This window comes from Nocardia sp. NPDC058114, assembly GCF_042884695.1.
Classification (GTDB): Bacteria; Actinomycetota; Actinomycetes; order Mycobacteriales; family Mycobacteriaceae; genus Nocardia.
This window is the reverse complement of the sequence record NZ_JBHVTK010000018.1, coordinates 1-18066: the sequence shown is the minus strand read 5'-3', so window position 1 is coordinate 18066 and position 18066 is coordinate 1. Positions and strand designations below refer to the sequence as shown.

Below are 18066 nucleotides of genomic sequence, written 5' to 3'. Positions count from 1 at the left end.
CTGACCGGGCACCGTGCCGCACAATCGGGAGGCCTGCGCGCGCGCCGCCCTGAGCACGGTGTCTAGCCACCGGGCGGCCACCACGCCGTGGGGGTTGTCGCGTAAACTCACCGGCGTCGGAGAAGTGGGTCGATCAGATCGGGGGACCCTGGTGAGCGAGGCGTGCCGGTGAGCCGCAACAACGACAGCCTCCCCATGCTGCCGCCGTGGCTGTCGGAGAGCGACGTCACACAGGTCGGTTACGAGGCTCCGGTCGAGAACCTGCCCCAGGACGACGAGATCGACGACGCACCCAAACGCCGCCGCTTCATGGGCGGGCGCGGTGACGACGCGCCGCGCAAGGAAAAGGGCAGGCGCCGCCGCAAGGATCGCGAATCCGAGGAAGAGGCAGCCACCCCGCGTCCGGGCGAGGCTGTCGACCAGCGCCGCCCCGCCGAGCCGACCCACCATTCCGGTTCCGGCTGGTCCACCCCGCAGCAGCCCGCCGACCCGCTGATCCCCGGCCCGTCCCACCAGCAGCCCCGCCGCGACGAGCAACCGCGTCCGCAGCCCACCTACGAGCAGCCCGCACCCCAGACCGGCCGCGACGCGTCGCAATACCAGCAGGCCGCGCCCGCACAGCCGAACGCCGGGTGGCCACAGCCGAACGCCGGGTGGCAGGCCGCCCCGAACCCGCTGACTCCCCCGGTCAACGCGCCGTTGTCATCGGCGGATCCGGCACCGCGATCGGACACCAACGGTCCGTCGTCGATTCCGGGGCCCTCGGCCGCGGATCCGGCGCCGTGGGCAGGCGGTCAGGCGTCGACAGCGGCTCCGTGGTCGGCAAGTCAGCCACCGGCAGATCACGCGCCGACATCCACCGGCACACCCCCTCCGCTCCCGCCGTCGCCCACCAGCGTGCCCACACACACGGGCCCGGCAATACCCGCGCCGACCAGCGAGGCCGTGGACCACGCCGCGAACGCGCTCCCGACCCGGACGCCCGCGCCACCGTCGACCGGCTTCACCCCGCTCGGCCCGAACCAGCAGCGCCCCGACCTTCCCCCGCCCCCTCCGCTGCCGGACCCGCCCGCGCGTCCGACCCAGGCCCCACCGCGCCTGACCGTCCCGCCGCAGCCGACCACCACCACCGAACCCCGGCCGACCACCGCCGAACCGCAGCCGACCACCGCCGAACCCAGCCTGGTCGCCGCCGAACCGCAGCCGATCGGCGCCGACCAGGCGGTCGGGCAGGCAGACCATGCGCCATCGCCGGTCACCGCACGGGACGCGGTCGAACAACACGCCACAGAAACACCGTCGACACCCGCGCCCAGCGAGGTCGCGCAGTCCGCCGATGTGGAACCACGCCCGCCGTCGTCGTTCCAGGAAGCCGAGCAGGCCACACCGCCTCGTCGCGCAGCGGCCGAGGTGGCCGAACCATCCCCAGCGACAACCGCTGCGGAGGCCACCGAATCGCCGACAACCGGTGCGCGCCACTCGGCCGACGGGCGGTCCGCGCCCGACGAGGACGCGGTCGCGTCACAACACGGGTCGCCGTACAGCTCCGCCGAGTCCGTAGCTCCGCAACAGCCGCCGGCTACCGAGCAGCGGTCGCCGTACGCATCGGGCGAGCGCGTGCCGCCGTCGGCTTACCCCGCGACGCAGTACAACTCGGTCCCCGGTGACCCGACACCGGTCGCGCCGACGCATGCGCCGGATGGGCGGACCGAGGTGTACCGGTCCGATGATCCACGGCTACAAGGCAGTGCGCCGGGTGAGCACGGGCAGGCGAATCGGCAGGGTGGCACGAACCCCGCGGAACAAGCACGCGCCGCGCAGACCGGGTATCGCTCGGGTGAATTCGTGCAGGCGGCCGACACCGCGTCGCCGTATCCCCGCCCCGACGGCACCCCGGCCCAGCACCAGCAGCCCGACGGTCTGCCCACGTACGGTCCCGACGGCGTCGCCCAGCGGCCCGACGGCGCGGCACCGCAGTATCGGCCCGATGCCGCACCCGCGCAGCAGCCCGACGGCGCCCCCGTGCAGCAGTATCGGCCGGACGGCTCCCCCGCTCCGCACTATCAGCAGCCGAATCAGGGGGCGCAGCAACAGTTCCCGCCGAACGGTCCGGCCCCGCAGTACCAGTCCGACGGCACGCCCGTTCCGCAGTACCAGCCCGACGGCACGTCGGCACAGCAGTACCAGCAGCCGCAAGGCCTCGGTCAGCAGTACCAGCCCGACGGCACGCCCGCGCAGCAGTACAACCAGCCCAACGGGCCCGGCCCGCAGTACCAGCCCGACGGCACACCGGCACAGCAGTACCAGCAGCCGAACGCGCCGCAGCAGTACCAGCAGCCGGGCAACTACCAGCAGGGCCACCAGCAGCCCTACGGCCAACCGGGTTGGGGCGCACAGCCACAGGGCTACCAGCCCTCGCTCGACGACGTCCCGGTCAAGCGCGCCAAGAAGGCTCCCGGCAGTGGTTGGCGCAAGGCCGTGCATCACGTGTCCGGCGGTGCGATCAACCCGGGGATGTCCGCCGAGGAGCTGCGTCTGCAGGAACTCGTGGCCCGTATCCGCCAGCCTGTGCGCGGCGACTACCGCATCGCGGTCCTCTCGCTGAAGGGCGGCGTCGGCAAGACCACCACCACCACCGGTCTCGGCTCGATCTTCGCCTCGATCCGCGGCGACCGAGTGATCGCCGTCGACGCCAACCCCGACTTCGGCACCCTGTCGCAGCGCGTCGCCATCCAGACCCGCTCGACCGTGCGCGACCTGCTGCTCGACCCGGCGATCCAGCGCTACTCCGATGTCCGCAGGCACACCTCCCAGGGCTCGAGTCGCCTGGAAGTCCTTGCCAGCGAGCGTGATCCGGCTGCGTCGGAGGCGTTCAACGACGAGGAATACCGGGCCGTGGCCCGCATCCTGCAGCGCTTCTACAACATCATCCTCACCGACTGCGGCACCGGTCTGATGCACTCGGCGATGAGCGGCGTCCTCGACCTCGCCCATTCGCTCGTGCTCATCTCCTCGGCCGCCATCGACGGCGCCCGCAGCGCCGCCGCGACCCTGGACTGGCTGTCCCTGCACGGCCACGACCATCTGGTCCGCAACGCGGTGGTCGTGATCAACCTCCCGCGCGAGGGCTCACCGAACGTCGGTGTCCAGCAGCTGCGCGAGTACTTCCTGTCCCGCTGCCGCGCCGTTCACATCATCCCGTTCGACGAGCACCTCTCCGAGGGCGCCGAGATCGACCTGCACCGCTTGCACAAGACCACCAAGCGCGCGTACGTGGAACTGGCGGCGACGGTGGCCGACGAGTTCGGCGTCCACCACCACCGACTCGGCTGACACGCACCGCACACCACGCCCCGCGGGGCGTGGTGTGCGGTCGAGGTGCCAGCTCACCACTCGGGCAGCCGCCTGCGCCCGGCCAGTACGTCACGCACCAGATCGTCGTAGGCGTCGGCCAGTTCGGCCAGGTGGTGCCACGCGCAGTGCAGCATTTCGTCGTTGGCCGCCAGCGTCATCAGTGCGTGGTGCGCTCGCACGGAAGCCTCGGCCATGCGGTCGATGACCGAGCCGACGGTCTCCGTGTGCAGCGTGGCGCCGAGGCGGTGCTGCGGGATGGCCCGCAAAACCCAGTCGTCGATCGCCAGCACCAGTTCACTACGCCGGCAGTCGATTTCGCGCAGGACCACCGGGTCGGTGTCGACTCGCCCCCCGCGCCCGACGATCCGTTTCTCGTGCAGCACGGCCAGATCACGCGCGAACCACAGCAGCGGTCCCCCGACCACCCGATGTCCGCGACACGCCCGGACGAGAATGTCGGAGAGGGGTAACAGACCGGTAGCTGCCGGGAGCCCGGCGGTATCGACACTCCGCACTGTGTCGGGGAAAGCCATTACAACTGTAGAACTCTCCGAACCAGCCACGTTGCCTCGCCGTCATCGCCGCAGAGCACCGGATCAGGACGTTCATTACAATAAACCTCGCAAGCTTTCTGTCAAGCATTACTCGGCCGTAGGTAACCGATACGAGTACACTTCGTTACCTGCACGACCTACCGAGGAGCATGATGGCGGACGGTCCGACCTATCTCCGGATCGCGAACCTCCTCCGTGAGGAGATCCACGCGGGCACATGGAAACCGGGCGACCGGTTACCCAGCCACTCCGAGCTCGCCGATCAGATGCAGGTCTCGATCACCACCTCGCGCAACGCGATTCAGGTGCTCGTCGCCGAAAATCTCGTCTACACAGCAACTTCCCGCGGCACCATCGTGCGCAACCAGGAGGTCCTGGAGTCGGTGGTCACCGACCACATCCGGCGCGATCGGCCCAGGTCGGCACACGACATCTTCGAGGAGATCGCGCGCGCGGCCAACCGGGAACCGTCCAAGCAATTCAGCACCAGGATGGAACCCGCGAACACCGAAGTCGCGCGCTGGCTCGGTGTCGCCGCCGATTCCTGGGTGCTCGCGCGCACGGTGGTGCAGTACCTGGACAACGAACCGTGGTCGTGGGAGGTGAGTTTCTACCCCCGCGACCTCGCCGAAGCCGCGGGCATCGACTCGCCACACGACATCCCCGAGGGCACCACCCGCCGTCTGGCCGATCGCGGCTACGGCGAGACCGCCCACCGCGACACCGTGCTGGCGCGCGCCGCCACCGCCGAAGAAGCGGCAGTGCTCGGCGTCGCCACCGGCACCGTCCTGCTCGACCATCTGCGCATCGGCGCCAACCACGAACGCGTCACGCGCGCCACCCGCCACCGTTCCCTGGCTGGCCGCAACCAGCTGGCCTATCAGCTCGGCGACAACACGGGCACCGACGTCATCGCCCGCACATTGGGCATCGCACCCGGGTTGGCCGTCGCGCTGCCATGACGGCGGTGCGCCTGCGCCCGGCCACCCTGGGCGACCTGCCGCTGATCTGCCGCCTGCGCGTGCAGCGCACGTCGTGGCTGACGGCACGCGGGTCGGATCAGTGGACGGTGGCGGGACGCGGTCGACCGATCGAGATCTTCGCCGGGGCGGTCGGGCGGGCGCTGGATCGCGGTGAGACGTGGATCGCGGAGGTCGACAGTGAGCCCGCCGGGACGATCACGGTCAACCAGCGAGCCGATCCCGGCCTGTGGTCGACGTGGGAGCTGGCCGAGTCGGTGATCGTGCACTTCATGATCGTCGACCTGCGGTTCGCGGGTCTGCAGGTGGGGCACCGGATGCTCGCCCACGCCGCCCGGCTGGCCGACCAGAAGCACCGGGACTGGGTCCGCCTCGATGCCTGGACCGCCAACCGCCACCTCCACGACTACTACCGCCGCGCCGGCTTCACCCTGGCCCGCATCGCCGACCCACTGGCGAGGGGCCCGTCCTGCGCGCTGTTCGAACGCCGCACCGACAGCTGGTGCGGTTCACCGGTCCGCCGCCCGGCGCACCGGCGTTCCGTCCCGGCACTGCCGCTGATGGATCGCTTCCCCGGCTGAGTGCGGGGTTACAGCGGTGGCAGGTCGGCGATGTGCACGAGTTCGATGCCCTGGCTGCGGGAGACCAGCGTGCCTCGGCCGGGCGGCATCTTGCTCGGGCGGACATCGCCGATCAGCTTTCCCTCGTCCCGGGAACCGCTCATGATCAGCGTCTGCACCGACAGGTTCTTCATCGCGCCGAGCACCGGGTCGTACAGCGCCCGCGACGCGCCACCGATGCGCCGGGTGACGACCAGGTGCAGGCCGATATCGCGTGCCTGCGGCAGGTATTCGAGCAGCGGGGCGAAGGGGTTGACCGATCCGGTGACCACCATGTCGTAGTCGTCGACGACGACATAGATCTCCGGGCCCGACCACCAGCTGCGTTCGCGCAGTTGCTGCTGGGTGATGTCGGAACCGGGAATTCGCTTGGCCAGGTATCCCGCGACCTCGGCGATCATCGGCCCACAGGTCTGTGACGAGGTCGAGTATCCGGCCAGCTGATCGCCCTCGAGCACACCGAGCATGGTGCGCCGGTAGTCGATCAGGATGACCCGCGCCTCGGACGCGTCGGACTGTTCGGCGATGCTCATCACGATGTTGCGCAGCAGCGTGGTCTTGCCGCATTCCACGTCCGCGAAGGCCATGAAGTGCGGTTCGAGACCGAAATCCAGTACCAGCGGCTGCAATTCGGACTCGCCGAGACCGACGACGACCTTGCTGCGGTCGAGCTTCACGCCCTGTCCCTTGGCGGTGGCGACGACCTCGTCGCGCGGGAAGCTCAGCGGCAGCATGCGCACCTGCGGGGCACGGCGGCCCGGATACAGCGCGATGAGCTCTTCGCGCGCCCTGGTGACACCGTCGGCGACCGTGGACGGATCGGAGTCCGAATCCAGGCGGGGCAACGCGATCAGCATGTGCAACTGTTCGCGGGTGAGACCCCGGCCCGGCCTGCCGACCGGAACCTGGTGCGCGGTGCGGCGATTCATCTCCGAGTCACCGGGGTCGCCCAGGCGCAGCTCCAGCCTGGTACCGACCTGGTCCTTGACCACCGGCCGGATCTCGGCCCAGCGCGAGGCGCCGATCATCAGGTGGACGCCGAAGGAAAGACCCTGGGTGGCAATGGCATTGATCAGCGGTTCGAGGATGTCGAATTCCTCGCGGATGGCGCCCCAGCCGTCGATCACCAGGAACACGTCACCGAACTGGTCGGCGGCGAGCAGGTCGCCCGGTGCGGCGGTGGTCCCGTTGATCTGTCGCGCCTCGAGCGCGGAGAACTTGCGCCGGCGGAACTCGGCCATGGATTCGATGCCGAGCTCGGCGAATCGTTCCTCGCGCTGCCGCATGAGGGTGGTGAGCTCGGCGATGGTGCGCCGGACCCGATCGCCGTCGAGACGACCGGCAACCGAACCGACGTGCGGGATCCCGACCAGACCGGCCATGCTGCCGCCACCGAAGTCGAGGCAGTAGAACTGCACCTGCTCGGGCGTGTGCGTGGCGGCCGCGGCCAGGATGATCGTGCGCAAGGTGGTCGACTTGCCCGACTGCGGGCCACCGACCACCGCGACATTGCCCTGTGCGCCCGCGAGATTGATGGTGAGCACGTCGCGGCGCTGCTCGTAGGGCTTGTCGATGACACCGATCGGCATCCACAGCTGACCGTGCCGGTTCACCGGCGATCGCCAGTCGGGGTCGGGCAGCAACATGTCGGCGGTCGGCGATTCCTCCAGCGGTGGCAGCCACACTTCGTGGGCGGGCCTGCCGTGCCCGGTCAGCCGCTTGACCACCACGTCGAGCAACGAATCCGGGATACCCTCCTCGGCGCTCTGACCACCGGGCGGGGGCGGTGGTGGGAGTTCCGGCCGGCCGCGCAGGATCGGGTCGGTCTCGTCGTGTTCCGGCTCGAGCTCGGCGGCTTCGACGGGGGCCGCGGTGAACACCACGGGCCGTTGCCCGCCGACCGGCGCGCCGTCGTCGTCGATGACCGTGCCGACCGGCGCGACATAGGAACCCGAGACGTAACTGGCGTTGAACCGAAGCGGTTCGGAGGCATCGCTTTTCAGGTAGCCCGCGCCGGGCACGCTGGGCAGGTGGTAGGCGTCGGTGATGCCGAGTACCGCGCGCGATTCGTTGGCCGAGAAGGTGCGCAGACCGATCCGGTAGGACAGGTGCGATTCCAGGCCGCGCAGCTTGTTCTCCTCCAGGCGCTGCGAGGCCAGCAGCAGATGCACGTGCAGCGAGCGACCGAGACGGCCGATCATCACGAACAGTTCGGCGAAATCCGGTTTCTGCGAGAGCAATTCGGAGAACTCGTCGACCACCACGAACAGCGCGGGTAGCGGATCGAGCGGAACGCCTGCCGCCCTTGCCTTCTCGTAGTCGGTGACGTTGGCGTAGTTGCCCGCCGAGCGCAGCAGTTCCTGGCGGCGGTTCATCTCACCGGCGAGCGCGTCCTTCATGCGGTCGACCAGCGAGAGCTCGTCCTCGAGATTGGTGATCACGGCCGCGACGTGCGGCAGCGAGTCGAGGCCGAGGAACGTCGCGCCACCCTTGAAGTCGACGAGCACGAGGTTGAGGGCATCCGGCGAATGCGTGGTGACCAGCGAAAGTACCAGCGTACGAAGGAACTCCGACTTGCCCGAGCCGGTGGCGCCGATGCACAGGCCGTGCGGGCCCATGCCGTTCTCGGCCGACTCCTTGATGTCGATCTCGACCGGCGTGCCGTCCGGGGTGATGCCGATCGGCACCCGCAGGCGTTCCCGCGCGGTTCGCGGTCGCCACACCCTGGCCGGGTCGATCTGGGCGGCGTCGGGAATGCGCAGCAGGGCCATCAGGCCGGGGTCGCTGGTGGTGCCCTCCCCCAGGCTGACGATCTGCGCGGCCGTCGCGAGCCGGTAGCGGGCGAGTGAGCGCGCGAAGGCCGCCGCCTCGGCCGAGCTGACCTCGTCGGCCGTGGCGAACCGTTCCACCCCGGCGGCACTGCGCGCCGACACCGCGCCGTCGGCGACGACCAGTTGCAGGCCGCGGCGCGCCGCGAGTCCGTTCTCCGGCGCGGTCAGGTCGAGCACGGTCACCGAGTCGAGGCCGGATTCGCTGATGGTGCGCTCGTTGCCGCTGATGTAGCCGTCATCGATCACCACCACCAGGTGCAACCGGCCCTGGGTGGGCTGCGGATTGCGCATGAACCGGCCGCGTTCCATCAGCTCGGTCTGCAACGCCGATTCGAGCTCGCCCAGCGAGGTGTACATCATCCGCGCCGAGCCCAGTCCGTCGCGCACCGACGGATGCTGCACGTGCGGAAGCCATTTCGCCCAGGCCCAGTGCGTATCGGGATCGGCGCAGACGATGGCGACGACGAGATTGTCCGGCCCGTGGAAGGTGGTCAGTTCCATCAGCATGGCCCGCACCAGCTCGCGGCCCTCGTCGAGGTCGCCACCGATATTGATGGCGGGGAAGGCCCGCAGCGAGACCGCGGTCGGCAGTTCGTGCACCACCGAATGCGTGCGGACGAAACGGCGCAGCGCCACCGTGGACACTGGTTCGAGGTCTTCGAGCGGGCCGGTTTCGGGCCTGGCCAGCTTGGTGGCGAGGCGGTGGCTGCCGACGCCGACCCGCACATGCCCGAAGTCGGGGTCGTTGGGGCGGCGCTCCCACATCCGCCTGCTACCGATCAGCGAGGGCAGATCGGCGGGTTCGGGATGACTCCAGCCGAGCGTCTCGAGCTGTTTGGTGCCGGTGGTGCGCACGTCCTTGCGCACCTGGTCGAGATACCGGAAGTAGTCCTTGCGTTCCTCGTTGAGCTCGACGGCGCGCTTGGGACCACCGCCGCGCATGCCCGCCATCATGCCGACCATCGACATGAGCATCATCATCGGGAACATCATCATCATCGGATTGGCCAGCAGATTGCGGCCCATCGTGACCATCATCGCGATCATGCCGACCACCGCCACCACCATGATGACGGGCATCAGCTTCATCATCAGCGGCGACGGGATGGCGCGCTGGATCTCCGGCGGCGGGGTGAGCGCTACTTCACCACCCGGTGCGCGCGGCGGCGCGATCCGGGGGCGACGGACGAAACCTTCGGTTGCCATCGAACCCTCTACTCCTCGAATTCCTGATTGAGGTCAACACCGCGGCGGCGGAACGGGAACCCGAACGCGGCGCCGATTCCCAAGGCGGCCAACAGCAACAGCGATCCGGCGATCGCGACCTGGCGCGGGCGGGAATCCGGTTCCGGCGCCACGTAGGGTTCGGCGATCGGATGGCCGATGTCGGCGCCCCTGCTGGGCGGCTCGGCGGACAACGGTGCGGTGAGCGCCGCGAGCGGGTCGATCAGACCGGCGCCGATGGCGTCGTCACGGCCGCGCCCCGGTGCGTGCGCGGTGCGGGTGATCCGTTCGATCACCTGCTGCGCGGACAAGTCCGGAAAGCGCGACCGGATCAGCGCGGCCAACCCCGCGACATACGGTGCGGCGAAACTGGTTCCGTCGACCGGCTGTACACCCTCCATCGTCTGCACGCCGTCGACCAGCCCGGTGCCACCGGGCTTGCTGTCCAGCGACACGATGTTGCGGCCGATCGCGGCGGCCCCGACCCACGGCCCGCGCAGCGACAGCGCCGAGGGCTGGCCGTCGGCGTCGACCGAACCGACCGACAGCACGTACGGGGTGAACCACGCCGGGGACGGGACAGTGGTCACCGAACTCCAGCCGGACCCCTCGTTCTGGTTCTGGCACGGCCCGCCCTGCTCCACATTGCCCGCCGCCGCCACGACCACCACGTTGCGGTCGTAGGCGTACTTCACGGCGGCGCCGAGCGCGCCGTCGGCGGTATTGGAACCGGCTGCGGTGCAAGCCACTTCGGAGATGTTGATCACGGTGGCCCCCATGTCCACCGCGCGCACGACCGCACCGGCGAGGGTGAGCACACTGCCGTAGCCGTCGCTGCGCAGCGCACCGTCCTCCTTGACCGAACCCGCCCGGTCCTTGCGGTCGTAGGCGAGGCTGAGCTGGCGGATGGCCAGGATCTCCGCGTCCGGGGCGACCCCGACGAACGCGTCGTCGGGTGAGGGCCGGGCGGCGATGATGCCCGCCACCAGTGTGCCGTGGCCGTCGCAGTCGACGGTGCCGTCGGTATCGCTCACGTAGTCGCCGCCCGCTTGCAGCGCGGGCAGGCGCGGATGCCGGTTGACGCCGGTATCGATCACGGCCACCTTCTGCCCGGCCCCCCGGCTGAACTGCCAGGCCGAGGGCAGATCGAGGACCTGCTGCGACATCGGCGGTTCGACCGGGGCGTTGCCGCGCAGCACCGGTTCGGCACACAGTTCGCGCTGTTCGGTCGCCTCGAGTGGAGCCGGCCTACCACTCAGCGCCAGCGCGGCGTCGAGCGCGCCCGGATCGATGCGCGGCGGAGCGATGGCGCCCGCGGGCGCCGGGAATCCGGCGACCGTACCGAGCACGGTCGCCGCACAGGTGAGCCGCAGCAGCGCGCGCCGCATGGCTGCGCCGGTCATATGTTGCGGGCGGTCGAGTACACATCCATCACCCACAGCGCGAGCGGGATCATCGTGATGATCAACAGGTACTCGAAGATCTCGATCATCCGCCGCGTCACCGGTGTCACTTCGACATGGGGTCCGATGACGCCGAACCCGATCACAGCGCCCGCGGTCGCCAACAGCAGTGCCACCGCGACGAATTCGAGCGATTCGTGGCCGAGGCCGAGGCCCGTGAGCAACGCGAACAGAGTGAGCGCGCCCGCGATGATCAGCGTGGCGGCCTGCACCAGGTCCGCGTAGGAGCGACCGCGCAGACACAGCACGATCCCCGCGACCGCCGCGAGCGCGACGCCGCCGGAGTGGAACGAGCCGAACGGGTCGGCCGCGCCCACGGCACCGATCAGCGCGGCGAGCGCGCAGGCGACGACGAGGCCGGTCTGGATCTGATTCGCGACCCGGGCACGTTCGCCGAGCCCGGCCGCCGAAGGCAGCGCGATCGCGCCGACCGCGCCGACGCCCTCGATGGTGGGGCGCTGTTCGTGATCGGCGGGATCGATCGCCCCGCCCGCCGTGGGCACCGGCGGAATAGGCAGCCGTGCCGTCACCGCGGCCAGCCGTGGCACCGACGACAGCAGCATCACCGCCGCCACGAGCACACCGGCGAACAGCTTGGCCAGCCCCGGATGCCAGATCAGGTAGATCACACCCGACACCGCGCCGAACACGCTGAGCGTGATCGCGGCGGCGAACAATCCGGCTCCGATTCCGGTGACCCGATACCCGATCACCGCGGCGACCAGGAGCATCACGCTGCCGAGCAACAGGCTGCCCGCACCGAGCACGCCCGGCACCACCAGCGCACCACCGCCGAACAACAGCAGCAGCGCGTCCAGCGAAAGCCAGTTCGCGGTAATCGAATCCGTGAATTTCCGCGCGGCGATTCCGGCCGCCGCCGACGCGGCGATCCCGGTGCCGAGCAGCGCGAACGCCGGGGCGAGCGGATCGGTGTGGGTGCGCGAGACGATCAGCAGCGCGAGCGCGGCGATGATCGAAACAGTCGCCAGTACAAGCCCGGCCCAGCGGGCCGCCGATCCGGACCAACCGCGGAACTCGCCTGCGGTGAGCCGGGATACGGCGTCGATGACGTCGTCGAACAGCGCGGGCGACTCCCTGCGGGTCACCGGGCTCAGCACCAGCAGCTCACCGTCGTAGACCTCGGCCTCGGTGAGCGTGCGGCTCGGCGCGAGGGGGTCCTGCCCCAGTCGCGCCAGCGTCCAGTGCTGGGCGCGGATCGGAGCGGAGTCCTCGTCGCCGTCGGGCAGGCGCGGATCCCGCGAACGGATCAGCGCCACCAGATCACCGATGAATCCGGCGATCGGCACCGTGGCGGGCAGACCTATGTCGAGCTGCGTATCACCCCCGATCACTGAAACTCGGCATAGTTCGGGCTCATTGCCTAACAACGTCGACACCAGTGATGAACTCTCAGTCGTAGCTGACTACTTCCGTTGCGACCACACGGCAGCGTTACCTAATCTAACGGACAGGGCAAACCGGCGCGATCGAAGTCCTACCGCCGGATTGAACACCAGCTGTCCATCAGAGGAAGATTTCGGGGTCCGACACCACATGCCAGACATTCGCCAGGCTCAGCGCGCCTTCGACGCGGGCGTCCTCTCGCTCGGTCTGTCCATCGACGGTCAGGAGTCCGCGCGCGACGAGGAGTACGCGAAGCTGGCCTTCCAGCGCGCGACGGAATGGGATTCGTCGATGTGCGACGCGTGGCTGGGCCGCGCGGCCGCCGGCGAGGTGACCAAGGAGGTGCTGTTCAATCTGCACCGGACCAGCCTTGATTCACTCGGTCGCGAGCAGCGCAGGATCGGCCTCGCCCCGCGCGCCATGGCCGGCCGGTTCCTGCCCGGGCTCTACATCGACTACCCGCTGGCCGGGCTCACCGAGATCTGGCTGGCCTGGGCATCGCAGCTGATCGCCGACACCGACTACGACCAAGCCGAGCAGGTGCTCGACGAACTGGCGAGGTTGCGCGGCGGTCGCGCCGACGACCCCGACAAGCAGATCGACGATCGGATCAGCTCCTACATCCGCGGCATCCTGCACTACAACACGCAGCGCTGGTCGGACGTGATGACCGTGCTGGCCGGCTCGGAAAGCTGGAAAGACCCCTATCTGGCCACCGGTGCGAATGTGATGGTGGGCACCGCGTGCGCGCAGCTGGGATTGTTCGGCGAGGCGATCCGGCGGATGGAACAGGCCGAGGCGGGCCCGATTCCGTCGGCCAAGTTCACCGCCATGTACAACCGTGGCCTGTGCCTGCGGGAATCGGGCAACGAGGCCGAGGCCCAGAAGCTGTTCGAGCAGGTCTACTCGCAACTGCCCGATTTCGCCGCCAACACGACCGCCATGCGCGACCGCACCTTCCGGATCGTGGTCACCAGCCGCGAGGTGATCGACGCGCGCACCGACAAGTGGGATTCCGGCTCGGCGCCGACGCTGGCCTCGATGAACGAAGCCGCCGCGGAGGACCGGGCGAAGACCGTGCTCGCCGAGGCCCGCGCACAGCTCGACAAGCAGGTCGGACTGGCCTCGGTGAAGAACCAGGTGGCCAAGCTGCAGTCCTCGGCGCAGCTGGCCAAGATCCGTGCGGGCAAGGGCCTGTCGAGTCAGTCCCGTGGCCAGCACCTGGCCTTCACCGGCCCGCCCGGTACCGGTAAGACCACGATCGCGCGAGTGGTCGCCAAGATCTATTGCGGTGTCGGGCTGTTGAAGACCGACAAGGTGGTCGAGGCCAAGCGTGTCGACTTCGTGAGCCAGAACCTCGGCGGCACGGCGATCAAGTCCGAGAAGCTGATCGACAGCGCGATGGACGGCGTGCTGTTCATCGACGAGGCCTACACGCTGATCCAGACCGGACTTTCGGGCGGTGACGCGTTCGGTCGCGAGGCCGTGGACACGCTGCTGGCGCGCATGGAGAACGACCGCGATCGGCTCGTGGTGATCATCGCCGGGTACGACGGCGAGATCGACCGGTTGCTCGCCGCCAACGACGGCTTGGCCTCGCGTTTCGCCAAGCGTCTGCAGTTCCCCTCCTACACGGCCGCCGAACTCGGGCAGATCGGCGAAATCGTGGCCGGCAGCCGGGATTCCCAACTCTCGCCGGAGTCGCTGGCCACCCTGATCGAGACCTGCGACTACCTGTACAACCTGGAGAGCACCGACCAGAGCGGGCAACCGCGCCGCGGTGTGGACCTGGCAGGCAACGGTCGCTTCATCCGCAATGTGATCGAGTCGGCGGAAGAGGAACGCGAGTTCCGGCTGGCCAATACCGACGGGCTCGACCTGGCCGAGGTCGACGACGACGTGCTGATGCGCATCGAGGAGCCGGACATGCGGACCGCGCTCGCCGGGATCGTCGCCACCCTCAATATCGGACAGATCCCGAACCTGGGCTGAACGCCGAAGGGGCCCGGTGCGAATGCGCGCCAGGCCCCGCTCTTTTCGGCTACTTACTGGCCGAGGGTAACGAATCGTAGCTGGTCAGTGCGTCTTTCGCGGACAGCGTCGGGCCGGGGACGAGCTGGCCGATGATCGACCACGGCGCGAGCTTCGGCTTGTCCCCGAGGCCGAGTACCGCGGCGGTCGCGGCGTCGGGGATGCCGTAGCGAATCCCGTTGTCGGCCACATAGAACAGCGATTCACGCCGCAAGCTCCCCGGCTCCACGCCGGTGACCTGCACGAATTCGCCGGTGCTCGGCGCCAGGTACACGGCATCCATTCGGTTGCCCGAACCGTCGGCGGTCGCGAGAGTCACCGGCTTGGCCGATCCGGCCAGCGGCAGTTTCGTTCCGGCGAGCAACGTCACCGTGGCGCGTTCGGTCGGCCCGTCCACCGACTTGCCCTGCGCGGTCGCCTCACCGGGGTCCTTGGCCCAGTTCACGCACGCCACGGGGGCGTCCTCGGCGGACAGGATCCGGGGCTTGTGTTCGGGAAAGGCGTCGATCGGCAAGGTGTGCAGCATCGGCATCCGGTCGAGTACATCCGGCGCCAGCTCGGCGATCTCGCGCATACCCCGCGAATCGGCGTTGCGCAGCAGGTCGGCGGTGAACTCCGAGACGCGCTGCACGCCGTCGGCGAGCACCACGTACATCGTCTCCTTGCCCGCGGCCTCCACGCCGGTCACCGAGATGATCCCGCCGATCGGCACATTCGACAGTTTGCCGGGGCCGGGTTCGCCCGCGCGCTCGATGGTCGGCACGGCGAGCGGCGGGGCCTGGGTGGTCGCGCCGAGCACCGCGCTACCGATCGGACGGACCTGCTGACCGGTCAGCCCGAGCGTCCTGGCGAGCACCGAGTTGGTCGGGTCGACCTCGGCCCTCGCGCCCTTGTACAGGAGGAAGGTCTTGTCGCTGTGGCGCATCAGCATGGCGTCGTCGGCGCCGACCGCGCCGATCCGGTCGCCGGTCTCGAGCTTGCCGACGATGGCGGTGGTGAGGCCGCCGCCCGCGCCGGACGCGCTCCCCGCGGCCGAGAGCGGGGTGGTCTCGCACAGCGTCCAATTCGAGCTCGACCCCTGTTTGGAACCCGGCATGGCCGCCGGGGCGCCGGGAATGCCGAGCAGCGGACCACGTGGCATCGAACCGAGCTTGTCGTCCTTCACCGATTTCGGGGCTTGCGCGTCGCCGGCGATGAGCCGGGCCGAGGCCAGATTGAGCACCGGGTGGAGGGTCTTCTCGCCCTCTTTCGCCTCGACGACCACATACATGGCGCCGCTCTGCTTCCCGGTGACGATCAGCGCGTCGCCGATCGCGCCCTGTGGTTTCAGAAAGCCGAGGATGGCCGCCCCTGCCACGATGATCAGACCGAGGACCGCGCCGACCATCAGCGACCGGCTCTGCGACTTCATCGGATCGTGCAACATGCGCACGTCACGGCGGACCAGGGCATGATCGAGCCTGCGTAGCAGAAAGCGATAACCGTTGACCTGGGCTTTGGTTGTCAGCTGTGCCGGCACAGGGACTCCATTGCTGAGTTGATCACCATCTCGTCGGACACGGTACCGTAAATCCGGAACTTGTCCTTCACCATGATTCGACGTACGCCAAGCGGGGACAACGGCTTTGAACAACAGTATGAACGCCGGGCAAACCGGCAGCGCACACGTCTACGACACCCTGCGTGACCCGGAATTCTGGTTGTTCCGGATGTACCCGCTGCGTGCGTGTGTGCCGACCGCGATACTCGCGGCGATCGTGGCCTGGATCGTGCTGGCGACGACGGATTCGGTCTACGGCGCGATCGGCGGCGCCGCGGTCGTGCTGTTGATCGGGCTCGTGCCGATCCGGCGACGGCCCCCGGCGGTCCGCATCGGCGACTGGTTGGCCCGTCGCCTGCGCGGCCGCGCAGACACCCTCGATCGGGCGCCCGCGTTCGACGTACCGCTGCCGGAGGGCGGCGGTTGCGGGGTGCGCTGGGACGGCGACCTGCTGCTCACCATGCTGCGGATCGACCCGCCGCCGGACACCCTCACTCTCCTGCGTCGCGGCTCGCTCAGTGCCGACCAGCTGCTGCCGCTCACCGAAGTGGCGCGCTGCCTCGAGCAATTCGATGTGGGCCTGGTGAGCATCGATGTGATCTCCACCGGCGCGCGCACCGCGGGCACCGGCGCGGCCGCACAGCTGTACAACCGGATTCTCGGCCCGCTGCCCGCCATCGCGCACCGCACCTGCTGGCTCGTGCTGCGCCTGGACCCCGTGGCCAACGCGACCGCGGTGGACAAGCGCGGCGGCGGTGCGACCGGTGCGCTGCGCACCATGATCATCGCCACCCGCCGGGTCGCGAATCGGCTGGCCACCCAGGGCATCGACGCCGCGGTGCTCACCGCGACCGAGATGAACAGCGCGCTGCGCGAACTGTCCTACGGCTTCGACCCGCTGCGGCTGACCGAGTCGGCGCACGGCCTGGAATCCGAGTACGGCAGGCACCTCACCCACTACCAGCTCACCGCACCGATGATCGGCACCAACGGACTGGCCGAGATCTGGTCGCTGCCCACGTTGTCGACCACAGTCACGCTGCGCCTGCACCCCGGCGCGGGCCGGATCGGCCGGGCGGACGACAAGGCGGGGACCGTCGTGCTCAACGCCGTGGTCCGCTTCGATTCGGTGGAGCCCTACGACAAGGCGCCGATCGCCGGTCTGCGCGAGCTCCCCGGCAGCCAGCGGCGAATCCTGCTCGACACCTTGCCCATCGGCGCCGCCGACGCCCTCGGTGGCCGCGACGGCTACCGAGGCACCCTCACCGCACTCACCGACATCGCCGTGCCGACGACCGGCTGCGGCCAGCTGATCGGCGCCGACGAACGCGGCCAGGGCATCGCCGTCCCGCTGATCGGCGCGGGCACACGCCACGTCGACGTGATCGGGAACCTGGACCTGGCTCAGCAGGTGGTCCTGCGGGCCACCGCGCTCGGCGCGCACGCCGTCGTGCACACCACGCGCCCGCAGGCGTGGCAGTCGATGGTCGCCAATCTGGCTACCCCCCAGCTGCTGTCGATCGCGCCACGCGCCGCGGGCGCGACCCCACAGGCGCCCCCCGGCCCGCCACCCGTCCCCGCGGCGCCGTATCCGACCACCACCGTCCTGGTGTTCGACGGCATCGCGCCGACCACCCACCTGGGCGGTGCGACCTTCGTCGAAATCCGCACCACCGAACGTGATCCGGACGCGCTGCCACCCGACGTGACCCTCATCCAGGACCCGTACGCCCCGAACCGGATCACGGTCCGAACCAGCACCGGCAGCGCGACGGTGTCGATGGTGACCACCCCCGACGAAATGCACTACATCGGCGAATCACTCGCGGCCCGCTGAGAATTGCCCGACTTCACACCCAGTTCGGGAAAACCGCACTACGAACCCAGCACCAACACAACCGAACCCCATACGGGCCGACCTCGCACGGGTCCACCCCGTACGAGCCCGACCCGCACAACCCAACCCCCACGGGCCGACCTCGAGGAGGCCCTCGCCCGCGCAGCGGGCGTAGCGGCCCGGCCACCCGAAAAACGGGGCGGGACAAAGTGCCGAAGGCACGAGTCC

The 18066-nt window shown here is 69.4% G+C and carries 10 protein-coding genes; 5 read left to right on the top strand and 5 right to left on the bottom strand.

Translation table 11 applies throughout. From position 1 onward, the window contains the following. Window positions 1-168 precede the first annotated feature (168 nt). Window positions 169-3333, top strand: coding sequence for an AAA family ATPase (locus ACFVVI_RS34255; RefSeq protein WP_387448989.1), 3165 nt, complete (start codon window positions 169-171; stop codon window positions 3331-3333). Between the two features lie 53 nt (window positions 3334-3386). On the opposite strand, the gene ACFVVI_RS34250 is transcribed toward ACFVVI_RS34255, so the two are convergent. Further along, window positions 3387-3779 carry a DUF4254 domain-containing protein gene (locus ACFVVI_RS34250; RefSeq protein ID WP_379314823.1) on the bottom strand — a complete coding sequence of 131 codons (393 nt, stop codon included), beginning with the start codon at window positions 3777-3779 and terminating at the stop codon, window positions 3387-3389. A gap of 281 nt (window positions 3780-4060) precedes the next feature. Here ACFVVI_RS34250 and ACFVVI_RS34245 point away from each other — a divergent pair, with 281 nt between their 5' ends. Next, complete coding sequence (locus ACFVVI_RS34245; RefSeq protein WP_378993617.1) at window positions 4061-4870, top strand: GntR family transcriptional regulator; 810 nt, start codon at window positions 4061-4063, stop codon at window positions 4868-4870. Continuing rightward, a complete protein-coding gene (locus tag ACFVVI_RS34240) occupies window positions 4867-5469 on the top strand; it encodes a GNAT family N-acetyltransferase (RefSeq protein ID WP_387448984.1) in 603 nt (200 codons plus the stop codon). The genes ACFVVI_RS34245 and ACFVVI_RS34240 overlap by 4 nt, the downstream gene beginning before the upstream one ends. An 8-nt stretch (window positions 5470-5477) precedes the next feature. Here the strand turns inward: ACFVVI_RS34240 and eccCa are convergent, their stop codons facing one another. From eccCa to eccD, 3 genes are read right to left on the bottom strand one after another with little or no spacing between them, the layout of a single operon-like run. Further along, window positions 5478-9545: a type VII secretion protein EccCa gene (gene eccCa, locus ACFVVI_RS34235; protein WP_387448981.1), complete on the bottom strand. Its 4068-nt coding sequence runs from the start codon at window positions 9543-9545 to the stop codon at window positions 5478-5480. A gap of 8 nt (window positions 9546-9553) precedes the next feature. Further along, window positions 9554-10966: a type VII secretion-associated serine protease mycosin gene (mycP, locus tag ACFVVI_RS34230; protein WP_378993620.1), complete on the bottom strand. Its 1413-nt coding sequence runs from the start codon at window positions 10964-10966 to the stop codon at window positions 9554-9556. Beyond that, window positions 10963-12423: a type VII secretion integral membrane protein EccD gene (gene eccD / locus ACFVVI_RS34225; protein WP_378993621.1), complete on the bottom strand. Its 1461-nt coding sequence runs from the start codon at window positions 12421-12423 to the stop codon at window positions 10963-10965. Before eccD ends, mycP begins: the two co-directional genes overlap by 4 nt. A gap of 157 nt (window positions 12424-12580) precedes the next feature. On the opposite strand from eccD, the gene eccA reads away from it, so the two are divergent. After that, complete coding sequence (gene eccA, locus ACFVVI_RS34220; protein ID WP_378993622.1) at window positions 12581-14422, top strand: type VII secretion AAA-ATPase EccA; 1842 nt, start codon at window positions 12581-12583, stop codon at window positions 14420-14422. A 49-nt stretch (window positions 14423-14471) separates the two neighbouring features. On the opposite strand, the gene eccB is transcribed toward eccA, so the two are convergent. Further along, a complete protein-coding gene (gene eccB / locus ACFVVI_RS34215) occupies window positions 14472-15980 on the bottom strand; it encodes a type VII secretion protein EccB (protein ID WP_378993623.1) in 1509 nt (502 codons plus the stop codon). A gap of 118 nt (window positions 15981-16098) precedes the next feature. On the opposite strand from eccB, the gene eccE reads away from it, so the two are divergent. Further along, complete coding sequence (gene eccE / locus ACFVVI_RS34210) at window positions 16099-17838, top strand: type VII secretion protein EccE (RefSeq protein WP_387448975.1); 1740 nt, start codon at window positions 16099-16101, stop codon at window positions 17836-17838. Window positions 17839-18066: the final 228 nt, after the last annotated feature.

Excerpts from the sequence above, each read along its gene's own strand:
- ACFVVI_RS34245 (WP_378993617.1), top strand. The coding sequence starts at position 4,061 with ATGGCGGACGGTCCGACCTATCTCCGGATCGCGAACCTCCTCCGTGAG.
- ACFVVI_RS34240 (WP_387448984.1), top strand. The coding sequence starts at position 4,867 with ATGACGGCGGTGCGCCTGCGCCCGGCCACCCTGGGCGACCTGCCGCTG.
- eccCa (WP_387448981.1), bottom strand. The coding sequence starts at position 9,545 with ATGGCAACCGAAGGTTTCGTCCGTCGCCCCCGGATCGCGCCGCCGCGC.
- mycP (WP_378993620.1), bottom strand. The coding sequence starts at position 10,966 with ATGACCGGCGCAGCCATGCGGCGCGCGCTGCTGCGGCTCACCTGTGCG.
- eccA (WP_378993622.1), top strand. The coding sequence starts at position 12,581 with ATGCCAGACATTCGCCAGGCTCAGCGCGCCTTCGACGCGGGCGTCCTC.
- eccE (WP_387448975.1), top strand. The coding sequence starts at position 16,099 with ATGAACGCCGGGCAAACCGGCAGCGCACACGTCTACGACACCCTGCGT.